Source organism: Vibrio sp. 2130-1 (assembly GCF_033339515.1).
The window spans coordinates 124,159-144,249 of sequence record NZ_JAWOUT010000013.1; the positions used below are offsets into that span (position 1 = coordinate 124,159).

15 protein-coding genes are annotated in these 20,091 nt (G+C 44.2%); 6 read left to right on the plus strand and 9 right to left on the minus strand.

What is annotated here, in order from left to right:
- Nucleotide 1: 1 nt before the first annotated feature.
- The 3 genes from R7Q09_RS18485 to yccS all read right to left on the minus strand — a co-directional run bounded on the left by R7Q09_RS18485 (nt 2) and on the right by yccS (nt 2,958).
- Nucleotides 2-304 (minus strand): hypothetical protein, encoded by a 303-nt coding sequence (locus R7Q09_RS18485; RefSeq protein ID WP_054577819.1) that lies wholly within the window; start codon nt 302-304, stop codon nt 2-4.
- An 80-nt stretch (nt 305-384) separates the two neighbouring features.
- Nucleotides 385-615: a hypothetical protein gene (locus R7Q09_RS18490; RefSeq protein WP_005376575.1), complete on the minus strand. Its 231-nt coding sequence runs from the start codon at nt 613-615 to the stop codon at nt 385-387.
- Between the two features lie 189 nt (nt 616-804).
- Nucleotides 805-2,958 carry a YccS family putative transporter gene (gene yccS / locus R7Q09_RS18495; protein WP_031781171.1) on the minus strand — a complete coding sequence of 718 codons (2,154 nt, stop codon included), beginning with the start codon at nt 2,956-2,958 and terminating at the stop codon, nt 805-807.
- Nucleotides 2,959-3,282: 324 nt separating this feature from the next.
- Between yccS and helD the strand changes: the two genes are divergently transcribed.
- The gene (gene helD / locus R7Q09_RS18500) at nt 3,283-5,352 is read left to right on the plus strand and encodes a DNA helicase IV (RefSeq protein ID WP_005376572.1); all 2,070 of its coding nucleotides are present in this window, start codon (nt 3,283-3,285) and stop codon (nt 5,350-5,352) included.
- A 77-nt stretch (nt 5,353-5,429) separates the two neighbouring features.
- Here the strand turns inward: helD and R7Q09_RS18505 are convergent, their stop codons facing one another.
- Entirely contained in the window at nt 5,430-5,885 is a 456-nt protein-coding gene (locus tag R7Q09_RS18505) for a methylglyoxal synthase (protein WP_005376571.1), read from the minus strand.
- 64 nt (nt 5,886-5,949) lie between these two features.
- Nucleotides 5,950-6,999 (minus strand): TMAO reductase system periplasmic protein TorT, encoded by a 1,050-nt coding sequence (gene torT, locus R7Q09_RS18510; RefSeq protein WP_225466754.1) that lies wholly within the window; start codon nt 6,997-6,999, stop codon nt 5,950-5,952.
- A gap of 43 nt (nt 7,000-7,042) precedes the next feature.
- Here torT and torS point away from each other — a divergent pair, with 43 nt between their 5' ends.
- Complete coding sequence (gene torS, locus R7Q09_RS18515; protein WP_167416079.1) at nt 7,043-10,006, plus strand: TMAO reductase system sensor histidine kinase/response regulator TorS; 2,964 nt, start codon at nt 7,043-7,045, stop codon at nt 10,004-10,006.
- A gap of 50 nt (nt 10,007-10,056) precedes the next feature.
- Here torS and R7Q09_RS18520 read toward each other — a convergent pair whose 3' ends face one another.
- The 3 genes from R7Q09_RS18520 to R7Q09_RS18530 all read right to left on the minus strand — a co-directional run bounded on the left by R7Q09_RS18520 (nt 10,057) and on the right by R7Q09_RS18530 (nt 13,088).
- A complete protein-coding gene (locus R7Q09_RS18520; RefSeq protein WP_005376565.1) occupies nt 10,057-10,248 on the minus strand; it encodes a hypothetical protein in 192 nt (63 codons plus the stop codon).
- An 18-nt stretch (nt 10,249-10,266) separates the two neighbouring features.
- Nucleotides 10,267-12,621 (minus strand): fatty acid cis/trans isomerase, encoded by a 2,355-nt coding sequence (locus R7Q09_RS18525; RefSeq protein WP_318071083.1) that lies wholly within the window; start codon nt 12,619-12,621, stop codon nt 10,267-10,269.
- 80 nt (nt 12,622-12,701) lie between these two features.
- On the minus strand, nt 12,702-13,088 hold the full coding sequence (locus R7Q09_RS18530) for a winged helix-turn-helix domain-containing protein (RefSeq protein ID WP_206958800.1): 387 nt from the start codon (nt 13,086-13,088) through the stop codon (nt 12,702-12,704).
- A gap of 306 nt (nt 13,089-13,394) precedes the next feature.
- On the opposite strand from R7Q09_RS18530, the gene R7Q09_RS18535 reads away from it, so the two are divergent.
- Nucleotides 13,395-14,942 carry an arylsulfatase gene (locus R7Q09_RS18535; RefSeq protein ID WP_005376560.1) on the plus strand — a complete coding sequence of 516 codons (1,548 nt, stop codon included), beginning with the start codon at nt 13,395-13,397 and terminating at the stop codon, nt 14,940-14,942.
- Nucleotides 14,943-15,076: 134 nt separating this feature from the next.
- Here R7Q09_RS18535 and R7Q09_RS18540 read toward each other — a convergent pair whose 3' ends face one another.
- Complete coding sequence (locus R7Q09_RS18540) at nt 15,077-15,934, minus strand: LysR family transcriptional regulator (protein WP_025767859.1); 858 nt, start codon at nt 15,932-15,934, stop codon at nt 15,077-15,079.
- A gap of 141 nt (nt 15,935-16,075) precedes the next feature.
- Between R7Q09_RS18540 and R7Q09_RS18545 the strand changes: the two genes are divergently transcribed.
- The 3 genes from R7Q09_RS18545 (at nt 16,076) to R7Q09_RS18555 (ending at nt 20,079) form a co-directional block, all read left to right on the plus strand.
- A complete protein-coding gene (locus R7Q09_RS18545) occupies nt 16,076-17,602 on the plus strand; it encodes an arylsulfatase (protein WP_017635363.1) in 1,527 nt (508 codons plus the stop codon).
- Between the two features lie 106 nt (nt 17,603-17,708).
- Complete coding sequence (locus R7Q09_RS18550; RefSeq protein ID WP_033906479.1) at nt 17,709-19,010, plus strand: anaerobic sulfatase maturase; 1,302 nt, start codon at nt 17,709-17,711, stop codon at nt 19,008-19,010.
- An 85-nt stretch (nt 19,011-19,095) separates the two neighbouring features.
- On the plus strand, nt 19,096-20,079 hold the full coding sequence (locus tag R7Q09_RS18555; RefSeq protein WP_213972723.1) for an AAA family ATPase: 984 nt from the start codon (nt 19,096-19,098) through the stop codon (nt 20,077-20,079).
- Nucleotides 20,080-20,091 lie beyond the last annotated feature (12 nt).

Below are 20,091 nucleotides of genomic sequence, written 5' to 3' on the forward strand. Positions count from 1 at the left end.
CCTAAACGTGGATGTCTAGCAAGCTGCCAATGATTTCATTGTTTTTCTCTATGACAGACGCGCCAACTCGGTTATAACCAGCGGCTTGTGCGAGGTTGATGAGAGATTCAACTTTTTGAGAGGGAAGGCTAGGTGTTGAGGCTGTTATTGCGACATCCGCAACCGCAGCTAAATCGATGTTGTGATCAGAAAGCTCTTCTTTTACCTTACTTACATTATTGCTAATGCCATGTGCAGCTTTCTCGGCCATTTGTTGTGACATCTGAACGATGTGGTGTCCAGATTGAATTCCCGATACAGGCATATCACTACTCCCAACATTATGATAGTGAGAGCATAGGTGGAGTTTATAAAACGTTCAAGTGTTTTATATCAATGACTTGATTAGGCAAACAGTTTGGCAAGCATTTCTCTTTCTTCACCAGATAGAACCGGTTTTTGCGCTTTATTTAGTTTCACGCTGATCTCACCTTGTAATGACTTTAACTGACTTGCCGTTAAATCACTGAGCTTTTGCTTAAGTTCATTAAATTGTTGTGCGTTCATCTCAATACCTTCGTCGTGATTCGGTTTATCCGTCGTTGCCCGAAATTCTTCATCCTTTGGATACAACATATTTATTCAACCAAAATAGATTAGAATTTGATCGATTGCTTTTTGTCCGAATATTGTCAAGGTGTGTTAAGTGATACGTCAGATTTTTCCTAAGAAGGTACATAATTACCCACTTTGGGGTAGATGGAAACGTAAAAAGAAAAAGGGAAGCGATATAGCGCTTCCCTCTTACATATGGTTTGAATGTTACTAACTTACCCTGACGGCAAACTTACTAGCAAGTGAATGAAGCTCTGGGAGCATGCGATAGATAAGATGAAGTTGCTGCAATACCATGCGGGCAGAGCTGTCGTCTTCATCGCGCCATTCGTTTAAGCGTTGCTCGAGTCCAGCATCATCAATGTTAGATAGGTCACACTCCTCACAATGCTGGTGAAGCTGTTTATGAAGTACATCCAGATGCTGATGAATACAACGGTGAGCATCTAAAACGAGTTTATGAATTGACTCATCTTCGATGCGAGTTCTGTGCGCGCCTAATGCAGAAATATAGTTCAACATTGCGTGATTTAACGTTAGGAAGCGAAAACTTTCATCAACAGCTGCGCGATATTTGCCAGGCTCCGCCAGCATCGTACTAATCGCAGAAGAGAGTGAGGCATCATTATTGTGGGCCTGGCGGCGAGCGATACGGTAACTCAAATTGTCTTTCTTGCCGATTCTATACTGACCAATGATCTGATCGAGATACTGCTTGTTCGCCTCTATCGCATCCGACATAACTTTGTGAAGCCTTCTCGACTGCCAGTCGGGCAAAATAACTAACACAGCTCCTACTGCAAGCACACACCCGATGAGGGTATCTGCTAGTCGAGGAAGGACAACTGCGTAACCTTCACCTAGTTGATTAAATAAGAAGAGGACGAGCAGTGTAATAAAACCAGTCGCGTACCCATAGTTGTTCATCCGGAAGGCGAAAAACATCACACCAGAGATAACGATAAATACTAACTGGCTTTCTTGAGAAGGGAAAAAAGTCAGCAATGGTACACCAATCAACAAACCAGCTAATGTACCTATTACTCGCGCCGTCAATTTTTGGCGAGTGGCACTGTAGTTCGGTTGGCATACGAATAAAGTGGTTAAGAGTATCCAGTAACCTCGGTCGATGTTGAATATTTGAATGATTCCATAGCCAATCGTTAAGGCAATTGACATACGTAATGCATGCCGAAACAGCATCGAATCTTTGTGTAAATTTGCTGATATACGCTGCCACATCGCTTTTAGCGTGTGTGGGTTGGTATCGGCGAGGGTATCTTCTTCGAGGCCTTCAACATCTGGGTTGTTAATGTTATTAAGTTGTTTTTCTACCGTCGCTAAGTTATTGAATAAATATGTTAACTGCATCAGCAGACGTTTCCAGTGCCCTTGCTTTTGTTCTTCTAGATAAGCAAGAGAGTTTTGTACTTCAGCTAATGCCAGAATAGATTGATCGGTATGGGAGTATTCATTTCCTAGCTGAATGGCTAGTGCAATATCACGACACGCTTGGGCTTGAGACTCCAAAAGATATTTAAAACGAAACAGCACATCAGAACGTTCAAATTCGGTCGCTAAATCCTGATAGCGATAATGGCTAGAACTGACGCGTTCGTGAATGTCTTGAGCGATGAAATAAATATTTAAAAATCGGTCACTAGGCCCATCAATGTGACCCCGTTTCGATCGGTTAAGTAATGTGGTTTTACAAACGTTTAGTGCCGTAACCGTGGCAGCATTGCATTTTGCAGCTTCAATCCGCAGCGGTTGTGGCGTCAAGTTGGTCACAGGGTGAAAAAGCTTGGCTTTCGCATCAAGATAATTCGCCATTTGGAAGAACACATTGGCTAAGCTTTGTTGCACCGGTTGAAGAGGCCAAAATATCTGCCAAATCATGGACATGAAGTAATACCAGGCGGCACCAGTCAAAAGCAGTAGTGGCTGAAACCAAATGTTGGTGCTTTCATGTGCGCCAAGCATAGTATAAATAGCGATCAGCAACGAACCAAAAGCAATACTCGCGTACTTAGGACCTATCGCCCCAAGAATGATGAAGCCGAAGGTTGAGATAAATAATCCCAACGCAAAAGCCCATGGAGTATCGAACAAGATTTCAATTGAAAAAGCAGCAAGCGCAAAACAGAGAAAGGTGAGAATCAGAGCCTTGATGCGTCCAGTGAAACTGTCATCACTTTCAGCCAAAGCAGCAGCAATAACGCCTAATATTAATGGCGTTATCAGCGTGTTTTGCTCGAAGTACCAAGTTGGGATAACCACACCCAGTAAGGTAATGAGGATAAGAACGCTGTAATTTATCGTCTTGTTTGCCCAATATAGCCGAAATTTAGAAGTTGCTTGCACAATGCGCCTTATGTTTCCGATGAAGAACAGGGGGAATACTACCAGACCCACTATAGCGCGTTTATGATTTACTTTAAGAAAAATTCGTGGTTGCTGATAAAATCAGCAGGGATGTCATTGACTTATATTAAAGCTGCCAGGTCATGTATTGAGGATTGTAAAGCCAGCTTCAAATAACCTCAGCTTTAGGTTATTAAATCGACAGTAATGTGAATTTTATTAAAGAATAGAAGAAGAAGCTTACTTAGGAGCTCGCCGTTGCTACAATTTAGCGCCTTAAAATGATATAAATCGACAACTTCTAAACTAAAAGGCGCACGTTTCATGCAGCTTACTGCCACTAGCAAAGCACAGTTTTTTATTCAAAATGAGTACCATCACGTCGAAATAAAAGAGAACAGTGTTTTATTAAGCTCGATAGGCAGTGAAGAACATATTCCTTTTACGATCTGGAATGGCAAAGTTAGCGTAAAGCGTGGGTTATTATGGAGCTCTTTACAGTTTTTTGCTCATGAACACGAAGGCAAACAACAAAGCTGGCTAGTCCAAGGTTTACCGTGGCCACAATGCCGAAAGTTCGCGCTTGAGGCCGTTCGTCAATATCAAGAGTGGCACAACACTCAGTGCCGAAAACTGGCTGAGTATCTACCTAAGTGGGAAGAAGAGCTTTACAAACTAAAGCACTTGCCTGCTTACTTATCGCATTCTCAAGTGGTCTCCTGGGTTGAAAGTCTTAACCAAGAGTTAAGCGAGATGAAAACCACCCTAGAAGAAGCCAAAATGCGAATGCCGAATCGTATGTCGCAAATAGAGCCTTGGCTCATTGATACCTCTGAGGCGCTTGGTGAGCGTAATCGCGATTGGCTAGAAGCAGAACGTCCAAATTGGGAAGTGCTGTTTAATCAAATTGAATCCTCTCCTTTGAATTTATCCCAGCAATATGCGGTATTACTCAACGACGACCACAACTTAGTTCTTGCTGGTGCCGGCTCGGGCAAAACCAGCGTTTTAACCGCACGAGTTGCCTATTTGTTGCAAAGCCATCAGGCTCAAGCAGAAGAGCTTCTCATGTTAGCGTTCGGTCGTGATGCGGCGACTGAAATGAAAGAACGCTTAGTAGATAAAGTGGGCATGGCGGCAGACGGTGTGCGCGTCAACACATTCCATCAGTTGGGCTTGTATATTCTTAAACAAGTCGAACAGCAACCTGTCGAAATTAGCCCTTTAGCGTTGGACGAAAATCAACGAACGGCATGGTGTGTAGACTGGTTGAAAAAACATTGGATGACACCCACCAACTTTAAACGTTGGCAAAAACATTTAGACAAATGGCCGATTGCGTACCTAAAAGGGGATGATGAGTTAGGAAGCCATTCAGAAAATCCAAAACTGATCGCTTGGCTAGATTCGCAGCTGTCTCATTTAGCGGCGGTAGGGTTGACCAAAAAGCAAGTACAAGAAAAGCTCGTAAACCACCAAGACTATACGCGTTTAAATAGTGAACTCGCCTTATGCTGGCCATGTTTTACAGCGTGGCAGAAAATGCTTAAAGAAAGCAACCAAGTGGATTTCCCAACCATGATCAGTCGTGCGACAGATTATGTGAATAAAGGAAAGTTTGTCTCGCCATGGCGCTTTATTATGGTCGATGAGTATCAAGATATCTCTCCAGACCGTCTGGCATTGATTGAAGCACTGTGTGAATCCACTCAGAAACAAGCAGGTGCGACGTTATTTGCTGTTGGCGACGATTGGCAAGCGATCTATCAGTTTGCAGGAGCGGATGTCGATCTTATCACTGGCTTTAAAGAACGCTTTGCTCACTCAACCGTTCATCACTTAGATACAACTTATCGTTTCAACAATCAGATTGGTGATGTAGCGAATACATTCGTGCAGCAAAACCCATCGCAGTTGCCGAAAACACTAAACAGCCACAAACAACGCAAGCAGAAGAGCGTACATACCGCGCCGAGCAATCAAGTGGAAAAGATCTTGGATCACTTGAATCAACAAGCCAAGCAAACCAAGTCAGTTTTATTGCTAGGACGTAACCATTATCACAAGCCCGATTTGTTCGACGATTGGTTGCGACGTTTCCCTAATCTCGATATTCGCTTTATGACTTGCCATGCGAGTAAAGGACGCGAAGCTGACTTTGTGATTATTCTTTCTGTGGATGAGGGGCAATTCCCCGCTAAGAAGAAGCAAATTCACATTGATGGTGCGTTGACGGAGTCCAAAGACAAATTCCCTTACGCAGAAGAGCGCAGGCTATTTTACGTGGCGATTACACGTGCAAAAGAGAAGGTTTGGATCACGCATACTGGTGCGGGGTCTGCGTTCGTTCAAGAGCTCGTTAATGGTGACTATCCCATCGTGACTTCCCGTTAAATGCAGCGTTTAGAATGTTAAAAACAGCAAAGGCGATACTTGGTATCGCCTTTGCTTTATTTGGTTGGCATCAAAGCTTACATACGCTCAGCAAGATAGGCTTCGTAATCCGGCACTTCGATGTCTACTTCTTGCTCAAGAAGAGGGGAGTTAAACAGGAACTTAGCGGTGGCTCGGTTCGTTGCTACAGGAATATTCCAAACACTAGCAATACGAAGAAGCGCTTTAACGTCTGGGTCGTGAGGTACGGCATTCAGTGGATCCCAAAAGAAAACGAGAACGTCGATTTTGCCTTCTGAAATGAGAGCGCCTAGTTGTTGATCACCGCCCATCGGACCACTGATCATGCTCTTGATCGCAAGTCCAGTTTCTTTACTCAGCATGTGTCCTGTCGTGCCAGTTGCGTAAAGGAAGTGACTCTGTAGCTTTTCTTTGTTTTCTTTTACCCAGCGAAGTAGCTCAGGTTTGCAGTTGTCGTGAGCAACCAAAGCCACATGTTTATGGGTTGGCATGGTACGAATGGTTTTTTGCATCAAGATGTTTCCGTTTGTATGATTTTAAAATTGTTGTGACTCAATAGAACACGTTTTTGGTCTTTCAATCAACAGCCTTAACACGGAATGTCGGCCTATATTCTGACGGAGATAACGATTCTTCGATCGTGTCGTCATGAAGCGTCTTCGGAGTCAGTGGTTTGATGGTTGGTGAGGCATGTTTGTCATAAGCTTCACCTCTTAAGTAATGCGTTGCTTGCATCACGGAAAGCCGACCTTGCTGCACCATTTTATCTGTTGGTGCGAAGAGTACTTTGTTACGTAACAGGCCTCGATATACACCATGACTTAAGTACACAGAAACTAAACCGATCTCCTCAGCTTTGCCGGCACTGCGCAGCTCACTGATGGCCGCTTCAATCGCCACTGCACTGCCAACAATGTAATCTATATTTCCCATATCGATCACACGTTGAACTAGGTTACGTTGTAACTCCTTGTCGTTGTCTGCCCAAAATGAGTCAACAATGTTGATATCACTTCCTTGTATCGCTTCATAAAATCCGGCAGTAACGGGTTTCGTACCACCACGAGTTCGCGGCCCCAAAAGTAAGGCAATGTTGGTTTTTCCTGACCCCTTTGGATGGCGAGCGGCCAAATATTGACCCGCTTCGTATCCCATCCAATGCCAGTCAACACCGACAGTCCCTTTTAGCAACTCACTTTGTTCTTCATCCAAGTCGAGTTGGTTCACAGTAGCAAAAACGGGAGTATTCCCCACCCAATTTTTAAGTGAATGCTCGTAAGCCTGTGGGTCCACGGTCCCAAGGATAACCGCATCTGCTCCCCATTGGTTACACAGTGCGAGTTGTTGTTCTTGACGGGTTTTGTTTGGGTAGCCGCCCGCTTCAAGGACTCGTAGCTCGACACCTTCTCTTTTCGCTTCGGACACCATTCCATAGTTTACTGACAACCAGTATGAATCCTTTAGGTGAGGGTATATTGCACATATTTTCTCTGCGGCAACCGCTGGCAAAGAAGCAACTAGGGTTAAAGTGGCTGCAGAATGTTTGAAAAATGTGCGAAATGAGTGTTGATTTTTAACCATGAAATGAAGTTCGTTGGCATAGATTAAGTAAACACTGCAAAATATAACGTAATATGTCGCTGAACACGAACATTAAGGTCATGAAAATATGCTGCTAGCAACTGCAAGCATCGGTCGTAAACTTTTGTTGTCTTTCATTGCGATGGCAATACTGGTCATGTTATCGGCACTTATTGGTGTGTCTGGATTTTCTTTGGTTGCCAAAACCGAAAGAAATGTCGTGGATTCTGCGATTCCCGCCATGATTGAGGCGAGACAAGTCTCTGAGTTGAGTACTCGTATTATTTCGTCTGTACAAATGTTGTCGAACGCAAGAAACGAGCAGGAAAGAAAGGAGTCAGGGCGAGTGCTGTTCGAACAGCTCGAGTCTTTACTCACTCACATCAAGGAGCTCGGGAGTGAGTCGTTCGATTCTCAATTGTTAGAAGCTTTAGAGAATAACGTCCAGAACGTTATCGACAATTTGGCAGAACTCGGTGTTTCGGTTGAAAAAAAGCTGTGGCTTGCAAAAGAGATAGATACTCGTGTTGAAGAAATGCGTCTGCTCAGTGAAGAGCTAGAACAACTAACTCGTACGCAAGTTCAGAATACAAGCACCATTGCTGTTGCTAACGTCACGCATATTTATGACTTATTAGAATCGAATAAAAAATCGCAAGTTTATCAGGCGCTAGATGCACTGGTGGAGGTCGATCTTGATCTGACTGAGCGATTGCATGAACTGCACTTGTTGGCCTTTAAAATGTTGAATCAGATTGAAGAGGCTCGGACATTAACGAATATTGAGCGAATTCAACAGGTTCAAAGTGATTTCGATAGCAACCTCAAAATCATGCAACGCCGTGTACTCGCTGTGGAAGATCCTACGCGCTCTAAGCAAATGAGCCAACTGCTCATAGAGCTTGGTAAGCGTCAGGTCGTATTTTCTATACTGATGCAGCAATACGAGAATAACGAACAGTCACAACAACTGATGCAAAAGACATTAGAGTTGTTCTCAGAGCTTAATGGCACGGTCAACAAATTGGTTGATGATTCAAACAAAACCACTACCGTCGCTGTAGACCAATTGACCAGCACACTGAAATTCGCTCAGTGGTCTCTAACTGTTATTTCAATTGTTGGTTTGATTGTATTGGTGCTGATTTTATGGCGTGTGGTGTACCTTTCTGTTGTGAAGCGGTTAGCTGAATATTCCGCTGCGTTGCTGTCTGTGGCGCAGGGTAATTTAGCGGTTGAGTTGGAAGTGAAAGGCAAAGATGAGTTGGCGCATATGGGGCAAGCCATCATCACGGCTCGTAATACCGCGCAAGCACTAAAAGTGGTAGCAGAGGGTGAAGCTCAAGCCAAGCGAGAGCTTGAGGAGCATAAAGAGCATTTAGAAGAGCTCGTTGAGCAGCGCACTTCGCAGTTAAAACAAGCAAACCGCCGTTTGAATGAAGAGGTTTTGAATCACGCTAAAGCTCGCAAGCAAGCAGAGCAAGCGAGCCGAGCAAAATCGGCATTCTTGGCGACGATGAGCCATGAGATAAGAACGCCAATGAACGGAGTGTTGGGGACAGCACGCTTGTTGATTGACTCAGGCCTCAACCCAATTCAAAAGCGTTATGCGGAAATCATTAATCGTAGTGGTAAAACGTTGCTCGCGATCCTTAATGATGTACTGGATTACTCCAAGATTGAAGCGGGGCATTTAGAAATTCGTCACATGGGCTTTGATTTACACCAAATGGTGGAGGACACTTTCCAGTTAATGAACAGTCGAGCACAAGAGAAGAAGCTGCTGTTCTCCTACCATATTGAAAGTGATGTTAGTCGCTACTGGAAAGGGGATGTCACCAGAATCAGTCAGGTGCTGAACAATCTTGTTGGTAACGCGATTAAGTTCACTGACGAAGGAGAAATTGATATCTACGTTAGCCTGAACCCAGAGGACGAGTCGCAAGTCCTATTTGAAGTATCAGACACTGGAATAGGAATTGCCAAAAAATACCAGAGAACGTTGTTTGATGCCTTCACGCAAGCTGAAGGTGGGATGAGCCAAACTGGAGGCACGGGGCTTGGACTTGCTATCAGTAAGCGAATCATTGAAGCGATGGGCGGTGTTTTAGAAGTCGATTCCGAAGAGGGAAATGGTAGCCGATTCTGGTTCTCTATTCCGTTAGAGGAAAGCGAACCTGTTGAAACAGGAACCGTGGCAACCGCACGTTGCAAAGTGAAAGCAAAGGTCTTGCTGGTAGAAGATAATGAAGTCAACCGAGTGGTCGCGGAAGGTTTTCTAGAAAGCATGGGGCATCAAGTCGTGATGGCAGAAAACGGCTCACAAGCAGAGCAACTGATCAGCACACAAGATTTTGATATCGCTTTGGTCGACATCAACCTCCCTGATTGTGATGGAACTGAGTTGATCCAACGCTTAAAGCGGATTGAGTGTGATAAGCCGGCCAATAAAGCGCTTGCCGTCACGCCAATGATTGCAGTGTCTGCGCACGTTTTTGCGGAAGAAGTTGAGCGCTATCTAGCCGCTGGTTTTGACGGATACTTGCCTAAGCCATTGGCAAAAGAGGCACTCGCGGCATTGATTCAGGATGCGCTAGACGGAAAGCCGTTGTTGTTGCCACAAAATGCCGACTGTACCCCGTTTGATCAAATTTCGCCTCAAGAACAAGAGCTACAATTAAAGGTCGTTCAAGCACCTAAAACAAAGGAACCCGATGTGGTTATCATTAATCCGAGCGTGATTGAGTCCGATATGAAAATCTTGGGCAGAGATAAGATGTTGCACATTATTAATCTGTTTAGATCCACCAGCACTGATGTATTAAGCAAACTGCAAGCGTCTGCTGAGGACAATGATAGTAAAGAAGTAAAGAACCTTGCCCATAAATTAAAGGGCAGCGCGGGAAGTTTAGGACTAACTGCATTAATGAACGCTTGCCAAGCAATTGAAGCCGCGCCTCAACCTCTAGATACCTATAATGCGACTAAAGATGATTTAGTTTCTCAAGTGTCTGCATCAATTCAAGCTCTCGATGAGTTAATGGCGAAGTAATCCATCGAGCATTGAAAATAAAAAAACCTCCGGCTTTCCGGAGGTTTTTTCTATTCGGTCATGTCATCTTCCCACTCGAATCGAGTGTCTAGGGCATAAGGGTCATCATCAAAAGGATGTTCCACTTTGCCACGCAAGTATTCGAGTTGATGCTCAAGCATATTGACCGTTTCGTAGTCTCCCTCAGAACAAGCAACGTAAATCTGTTGTTCAAGAGCGGCAATGTTATCTCGGATACCCATGAGAACCCCCTTAAATCATCATCGATTCTCAAAACGATTATAGTCAAGTAATCCAAATTCGATCGGTTGTTTTGTACGGTACCAATTGTGTAAACGATCGCTAAATGACCAGAATTTTTCTGAGCTTCTACGAATCGCAAGATTATCCAATAACTTAACGTAATCGGACTCGTTTTGGATGGCACTAAATTGATCGACAAAATCTTTTACTTGGTTTTCGTTGATCGAGAAAAATGCCGCAGGGTAGCTTCCCACAACGCCGCGTACAATGGTCATATCATCGTTAGCAAAGTCACGGTTACTTTCTTCATCAAACAAGCTAGAGATGTTTGTGTGTGCATTGTTGTGAAGTAAGGTGAACAGTTCATCTTCCCCTGATTGACTTCTCACCATAAGCATAGTGATTTGCGGAACGGTTTTTAGGCCTTCACCACGAACTTGGTCAATACGTTTTAGTTGCTTTTCACTACTCGCAGAAAGAGCCGTGTTTTGAATTTCGTAGCGAGGCAGAAGCACATCTGAAACATGTTCGCTCAACAACTCCACCAACTCCGTTTTTGGATCGTCACTCTTATACTGAACGCTGGTTGGTTGGTTAAACGGCTTCACATTTCGTTGTAAAAAGTCACTCAACTGCGGGCTTTGATCTTTATACCAGCTAGATTGAAGTTCATGGCGCATATCGGCGGGTAACAACGAGATAAAGTTACTTTCGCCTTCTAGACGCAAGAAGTCCATAAACATTCGTGTCATGAGCTGGTGGCCGAAGTTACCGTAAACGTCAAACCCAGCAACAAGCAAATAGTGGATACGCTCTAGTAACGCGTAGTCAAGAATCCACACTGTTTTAGGCTGCTCACCAACTAACCCTTGAACAACAGAAGCACTATCAAAATGGCGGAATATCGTTAATGCCGCATTATGGTTGGTGCCATTACCATCCCAAATTACATCGGTGGATAGGTTTTCACCCTCTTTAAACCAGTTATTAGTGAACTCAGATTTAGCCTCTAGGTAGCGAGCTTGCTGACGCGCGTACTTGACCCAGTTGGTAACAGGTAGCGTGTTACTCTCTTGTTCTGCCGGTAGTTTTAGATTATCAGCCTGAGATCGGTAAAACTCATTTACTTCTGGGATGTCTGCTTTATCTGGATCAAGGAAAAACACCCAAAAGCGATCATTGATAACATTCAATGCCAGTTGGCCACGACAAACTGGGCCTTTGATGTATGCCATGATTGTATTTTGCGCATTATCTAGCATGAACTTAAAGCGCGATTTCACTGGAAGGTCGATGAATGATGTCATCGGGTTTGCAGCAACTTCTGGTTCATAACTCGGTAGCTGACTAACCATGTAATCAGCATCAATAAACCAAGTTTTCCAGTTCTCTATGCGTTGCTTGTTTAACGCGAATGGCATGTGAGTTTTATCTACTATGGTCCCTTGCTCTGGAATAATTCGATAAAACACACGTTCAACCCCTGGATCATCGTACGGGCGACGCGTTGAAATACGTTTGACGGGCTGTCCTGGTGGTGTAGCAGAGCGGACGAGCGTGAAGAATCGGGGATCTTCATCGAGTTCCGAAAAGTAGAGATGGGATAAAAACAAATGCTCATATATATACCTAGCCATCAGCTGATTTTTCAAATCGGAGTGGTTAAGTAATGTTTCGTACTTATCTATTTGCGCTTGCTCATTCTCACTAACAGGTTGGTGAACGTTCATTATTGCGCCGTTTTCCAACCAAGTCATGAGTGTGTGGTATTCACTGTTTGATAGGTTTGGCATACCAAAAGGCATTCCCCAGGTCGGGTTATCCTTTTGGTATTGCTCGTATTCTTCAATCGTCGGACAGGTTTGCTCTCGGTCTATCGAAAAGTCAAAGCCTTCTAACTGGACTTGGTCAGGCAATGGGTGGCGCTCTTTTTGCTGTAGCAAACGTGCGATAAGGCCTGCGTCAATGTTGGCTGCCATGCTTTGATCACGTTCGTTGAGAACCGGATGAAAACCCGCATCGCGCCACTCTTGGGTTGTTTCTGCATCTTCGAATAAGCGTGTTGGTGCTGCGGCTGTGAGTCTTGTTCCTTCATATACCAGTGCTTTACTCGCACCACGGTCAATGCCTTCAACAGAAGAGAGCTTAAGCTGACATGGTGCATCGTAGCACGCGTGGCAGACGACACAGCGGTTATCCATAATGGGTTTAACTTCGCTTTGGAAGAAGTTTGCTTGAGGGGTTTCCACGTCAACTGTGCGTTCACGCACGAGCTGTGGACCAAACAGTTGGTCATAGTTAAGACCAGCATAGGTTGCACAGCCGGCAAACAAAGTAGCAATGCAAAGTGTAAAAATTAAGCGCAAATTCATTGAGTTATTTTACGTGATTCGAATTTGCATTAATTAAAGCAAAATAAGCGGTCAATTACCAAAAGTTGGGCCAATTAGCGTTAATTTTTCTGTTGATTGTCTGAGCGCTTGAAAATGTAACCCTGGCGGTGGACTGTCTGAATTCTGTCTGTTGGAACGCCTTCGTGAACTAGACGCTTTCTCATTCTGCTCATGTGCATATCGAGTGCTCGATCATGTTCAGTAAATTCACGTTTTAGTACTGTTTCGTAAAGAAAAGGCTTACTAAGTACTTGATCTTGATGGTGAGTGAGAGTTTGCAGCAGCTTAAATTGAATGCTTGTTAACTGAACAGATTTCTTGTTTGGCAAGTAATTGAGTACCACAGAGTGAGTGCGCTTATCTAGTAATAGCTCTTCATCATTATGGTGAACGCCGTTGTGTTGGCATTGGGAAGTTTTTCCATTTGAAACCTTGGAGTCAAGCACACGGGTACCTTAATTATTAATAGTAGTAAAACGTATTATCATTAATATTTATGTAAAAGCAATCAGGTACTTTATGAGCACTGTGATATGCGTAGACAATCTTAATACTTGAGATTACCAGTAGTGATGAATGGTGCGATGGCGCTCTGAACTAAAGTGCTATTGGAGTGCGTATTAGCTACAAATAACGGTGTAATGTTAGGCAAAGATAGAAAGAATTCTCATTTAGTAAATTCGCTTATCCGCTATTTGTGAACTATACATTCTGTTGCAGGAAGCACTTTTCTAATACACACAGAGGTTTATATGACAGCGAAATATGGCGTTAAACGCCGATTAGCGATTCTTGCCGCCGCTTTAATCGGTGCGACAAGTAGCAGTATCGCAGCAGAGAAACCAAATATTCTCGTCATTTGGGGTGATGATATTGGCCAGTCCAATCTCAGTGCTTACACGTTTGGCTTGATGGGGTACAAAACACCAAATATAGATAGTATCGCCAAAGAAGGCATGATGTTCACTGACTATTACGGTGAGCAATCTTGTACAGCGGGCCGTTCTACTTTCATTACGGGCCAAACCGTTCTTAGAACAGGTTTGAGTAAAGTGGGGCTTCCAGGTGCTGATCTTGGCTTGAAGGAAGAGGACGCAACCATTGCCGAAATGCTGAAGCCGATGGGCTATATGACAGGGCAATTTGGTAAAAACCACTTAGGTGATAAAGATGAGCACCTTCCTACTAATCACGGCTTCGATGAATTTTTTGGCAACCTTTATCACTTGAACGCCGAGGAGGAGCCAGAAAACGTCGATTATCCTAAAGATCCTGAGTTTCGTAAAAAGTTCGGTCCGCGCGGCGTTATCCGTTCGTACGCTGATGGCAAAATTGAGGATACAGGACCTCTAACTCGCAAGCGCATGGAAACCGTGGATGAAGAGACGTTAGATGCGGCACTCGACTTTATGGATCGTGCCGTCAAGGCTGAAAAACCTTTCTTTGTCTGGTGGAACGCAACTCGTATGCACTTCCGTACTCATGTGAAAGAAGAGAACTCTGGAAAAACAGGTATCAGCGAGTATGCAGATGGTATGGTCGAGCATGATAACCATGTAGGTCAGCTACTGAAAAAAGTGGATGATTTGGGTATTAAAGACAACACAATCGTCTTTTACTCCACCGATAATGGCCCACACATGAACTCGTGGCCAGATGCAGGTACAACGCCATTCCGTGGAGAGAAAAATACCAACTGGGAAGGTGCGTACCGAGTTCCTGCGATGGTACGTTGGCCGGGTAAAATTAAAGCTGGCTCTGTTTCGAATGATATCATGCATCACATGGACTGGATGCCAACGTTCGTTGCTGCCGCGGGTGATGACAATATCAAAGAGAAATTGCTCAAAGGTTATAGTGCGAATGGTAAGAAATTCAAAGTTCACCTAGACGGCTATAACTTCCTACCATATTTGACTGGTAAAGAGGATAAGGCCCCACGAGAAGAAATTTTTTACTTCTCAGATGATGGAGACTTAACTGCACTTCGCTATAACAAATGGAAGCTGGTCTTTATGGAGCAACGAGCAAAAGGTACGTTGCGTATTTGGGCTGAACCATTCACCACACTTCGTGTTCCTAAGATCTTCAACTTGCGTATGGATCCTTACGAAGTGGCTGATATCACTTCTAACACTTACTACGATTGGATGCTAGACCGTGCTTACATGCTTGTTCCTGCGCAAGCTTACGTAGGCAGATTCCTTGAAACGTTTAAAGAGTTCCCACCAAGGCAAAAAGCAGCAAGCTTCTCGCTCGATCAAGTGATGGAGAAACTAAAAGAGAACCCAAATAAGTAGGAAAAGCTAAGTGAAGTATCACATATAGAAAGAGGCTCATTAAAATGAGCCTCTTTTTTATCTGTAAAATTCTATCTATTCAGGTTTGTAGAAAGCTTGATGACGAAAACGCCTAACGCTTCAATTGACAAGAGTTATAAACAAATTGGTTCGTAGTGGGCTGCCGTTAAGTTGGCTTTGATTTTTTCACGTAGAGCGATGTGGGCTGGGTTGTTTACCTCTCGCTTATGGTAGACGAACTTGTAAGGGATAGAGCGTATCGAAATGGGGCAGGGCAAAATTTGAAGTTTGAGCGCTTTGCTCCACTTGTTTGCAAAAGATTGAGACACGATCCCTAAACTGTCTCTTTGGGCGACATACAGCGCCATGCCCGCTAGCGAAGATGTGATCAAGTCGACTTTTCTTTCTTGAATTGTTTCCTTTGCTAGTTGCTCGAACCCCGACATGTTGTTCCATTTTCCTGAAAATAAACAGTGAGTTTCCTCATAAAATTGCTCTTTTGTGAGCGTGCCGTGTACACGGGGATGGTTCTCACGACAGATAACCACGGCTTCTTCCTCATAGGCATCTTCAATAATAAACGCTGCATCTTTCGTGATCACCGTATCGATTACTAGATCGACTTTTTGTTGTCTTAACAGCTCAAATAATAGGAATTTTTCGGGTGGTGATTCATAAAAAATAGTGTTCTTTATCGGGTCCATAATGTGCAACAAAATTTCCGAACAACACACTTCAAAATGATTTTTATCAGATATCGCATTGTCAATAATATTAACCGCTTGCTGGAATTGCGGCAGTAATTGATAAGCGGTGGAGGTTAGTGCGATCCCTCGTCCTTTTTTAACGAATAACTGCTTATCTACGACTTGCTCTAAACGCTTTATTGCAGCGCTCACAGCAGGTTGTGTAAGCCCTAATTGTTCCGCGGCTTTTGTATAAGATTGAAACTCCGCAACAACAAGAAAAGTTTGGATCAAATTCAAGTCCATAACGTCACTCATAAATTTAATTTATAGGTTAACTAATTTTGACTGCATTTATCGCCTGAAATTAGTGCTTTATCTTATATCAACAATGGTATTGAAAAGCGAATACCATTTTTTACGCACTAGCGAACTCTTGGAGATAATATGAAAAATGCGACCAAAACGAGCAGTAAAAAACTCGTACTTAACGCATGTACGTTAGCTTTGGGCGCTGCATCTGCAGTTGCACATGCAGCGGACAAACCCAACATTCTTGTCATCTTTGGTGATGATGTTGGTTACTGGAACCTTAGTACCTACAACCAAGGCATGATGGCGTACAACACGCCAAACATCGATAGCATTGCTAAAGAGGGTGCGAAGTTCACTAACTTCTACGCACAGCAAAGCTCGACAGCAGGCCGTTCTGCATTCATCACTGGTCAAATGCCAAAACGTACAGGTCTATCAAAAGTGGGCTTACCAGGCGCTCCGGAAGGTATCTCGGAAAAAGATCCGACGATTGCAACCGTGCTTAAGCAAATGGGTTACGCAACCGGACAATTTGGTAAGAACCATTTAGGTGACCGAGACGAGCATCTTCCTACCAACCACGGTTTTGATGAATTCTTCGGCAACCTATACCACTTGAACGCAGAAGAAGAGCCAGAGAACGTGGATTACCCTAAAGATCCGGAGTTCAAGAAGAAATTTGGCCCTCGTGGCGTTATCCATTCTTACGCTGACGGCAAAATCGAAGATACCGGTCCACTTACGCGTAAGCGTATGGAAAATGTTGATGGTGAGTTTCTTGATGCCGCAGAAAGCTTCATAGAAAAACAAGTAAAAGCGGACAAGCCGTTCTTTACTTGGTTTAACACCACTCGCATGCACAACTTCACACATGTTCCTGAAGAATACCAAGGTAAAACAGGTGCCGGTTTCTACGCGGATGGTGTTAAGCAGCACGATGACCAAATCGGTCAGCTACTTAACAAGATCAAAGAGTTAGGTGTGGATGACAATACAATCATTGTTTACACCACTGACAACGGCCCTATGGTTGATTTGTGGCCGGATGCAGGGATGACACCGTTCCGCTCAGAGAAAAACACTGGCTGGGAAGGGAGTTTCCGTGTGCCAATGTTGATTAAATGGCCTGGAAAAATTGAGGCAGGTAAAACATTCAACGGCATGATGTCATTAGAGGACTTTTTCCCGACACTAGTTGCTGCGGCAGGTGATACCAAAGTTAAAGACGAACTGCTAAAAGGCAAAAAAGTTGGCGATATGGACTACAAAGTTCACCTAGACGGTTACAACCAACTGCCATATTTAACGGGTAAGTCAGACAAATCCGCACGAAATGAGTTCGTTTACTGGAGCGACGACGGCGATCTTGTGGCATTGCGCCAAGGAAAGTACAAGTTCCACTTTATGATTCAAGAGAATGAAACGGGTATGGATGTATGGCGTAAGCCGTTCACTAAACTTCGTGTGCCACTGATCTTTGACTTGAGCATTGATCCATTTGAACGAGGCGATCAAGGCATGGGTTATTCTCGTTGGATGTACGAGCGTTCATTCTTAATGATGCCAGCAATGGATACAGTGAAAGAGGTGATGGGTACATTCAAAGAATTCCCGCCTCGTATGGAAGCAGGTTCGTTCGTACCTAAGTCTTCTAAGTAAATTAAGATTATATAGCGCTTTTTGGAGCGCTATATACCCAAATAGCTTCACTTTTGCTGTACAGCGCTCACGAGGTTATTTGGGTATATGTAATAGTGAGAAACGTATGAGTAAGATTTCCCCTCGCCATTCTACTACTATGCCTATTGTTCCTCTTAAAACGGCGTCTAAAGCGCCTGTTCTGGGCGCGTATGACCGTCGATTCCATGTGATGGCAAAGCCAGGCGGAGCAAAGTGCAACATCGATTGTCAGTACTGCTTTTATCTGCATAAAGAAAATCTACTGCACCAAGAAAAGCAGCCAAAAATGGACGACGCAACACTGGAAGCGTTCGTGAAAAGCTATATCGAAAGTCAGGATGGCGAAGAAATTGTATTCTCATGGCAGGGCGGGGAGCCGACGCTGCTTGGGTTGGACTATTTCCGCAATGTCGTAGCTTTGCAAAAGAAATATCAGCCGAAAGGCGTTCGCATTGAAAACGACCTTCAGACCAACGGCATTTTGCTAAACGATGAGTGGTGTGCGTTTTTAAAAGAGCACAACTTCCTAGTTGGCTTGTCGATTGATGGACCACGAGAGCTGCACGACAAATATCGCAAAACCCGCAGCGGTAAGCCAACGTTTGATCTCGTGATGAAAGCGGTAGATAAGCTCAAAGCGCATGGCGTGAAATTCAACGCGTTGGTCACGGTGAATCGTCACAATGCGAAATACCCGCTCGAAGTATATCGATTTTTAACCCAAGAATTGGGTGTGACTTATATTCAGTTTGCGCCAGTGGTAGAAGCCAACAACTTCCAAACAACCGCGCCGCAGTTTTGGAACGAACAGATGATCCCAACCAAAGGCAGTGATCTGGCTAAACCGGGGCATCCAATGTCGATTGTAACGGATTGGTCAGTCGACCCTGAAGACTGGGGACGCTTTTTAATGGCGACCTTTGAAGAGTGGGTGAATAACGATCTTGGCCGTGTGCTGGTTAATCTGTTTGAAACCGCGGTGGCGCAAGTAATGGGGAAACCGTCTCAGCTTTGCGTGACGGCGGAGTTTTGTGGCAAAGGGTTGGCGATTGAGCACAATGGCGATGTGTTCAGTTGCGACCACTATGTGTATCCAGAATACAAACTCGCCAACATTCATGAACACTCACTGAATGAAATGGCCTTCTCTACAAGACAATATACTTTTGGCATGGCAAAACGCGATTCATTGCCGACGTATTGTAAGCAATGCCCTTACTTGCCTTATTGTTGGGGTGAGTGCCCAAAAAACCGTTTGATCAAAACGCCGAATGGTGAGAGTGGTCTAAACTATTTGTGTTCGGGAATCAAAATGTTCTTTGATTATGCGTTACCGATGTTGGTTGGTCTTGCACAGCTTCTCCAATCTCAAGAACCGCAAAGATAACATAGTGAATATAACCTTAAGTTATTTCATTTGTTCTTATACTTAACTATCGAAAAGACGGCTTAAACCATTGAAAAGGTATCCTATGAACCACGCACAACAAGCGATAAAAGAACTCATCGAACAAACAGAAAAAAGCGTCATTGGACAAAGCCACGTGGTTCGAGCTTTAGTCATCGGGTTATTAACAAATGGGCATATTCTACTAGAAGGTTTACCGGGAACGGCAAAAACACGTTCCGTAAAATCGTTGGCGAACTTGTTAAACACCAGTTTTGGTCGAATCCAGTTTACGCCGGATCTTTTACCATCTGACGTGACGGGCACTGAGGTTTATCAAGAGCTGGAAGGTAAGCCGCAACTCCACTTTCAACCAGGGCCAATTTTTAACAGCATTGTACTTGCTGATGAGGTCAACCGTGCACCAGCCAAAGTACAAGCGGCACTACTTGAAGCCATGGCCGAAGGCACAATCACGGTAGGCGATAAAACTCACGTATTGCCAGACTTATTTATGGTGCTTGCAACGCAAAACCCTGTAGAGCAAGAGGGCACGTACCCGCTGCCAGAAGCGCAAATGGACCGCTTTATCATGAAGGTTACCGTCGATTATCCAGAAGATGACGCCGAACGTGACATCATTCGTTTGGTGCGCAGTGAAGAATTGGGTGCGGAAACCAGCAGCGAAATTATTACGCCAAAACACATCGAGCCAGACGTGGTGCTAGAAGCGCGCCGTCAGTTACCAAACATCGTGGTATCGGACCTAGTGGAAAACTACATCGTTGCGTTAGTGATGGCGACTCGTAAGCCAGAGCGTTATGCCGATTCAAACTTAGCAAAATGGATTGAGATTGGCTCTAGTCCTCGTGCTTCCATCGCACTCGACAAATGCGCTCGTGCGTATGCGTGGATGCAAGGACGTGACCATGTGACTCCTGACGATGTGCGTGCCATGGTTCCGTCTGTATTGGGCCACCGTTTTTCTTTGACCTACGACGCACTAGCAGACGGAGTCGATCACCAACGAGTCGTACAAGAGCTGCTAGATTGTGTAGAAATTGGGTAAGTGGGAGGCATT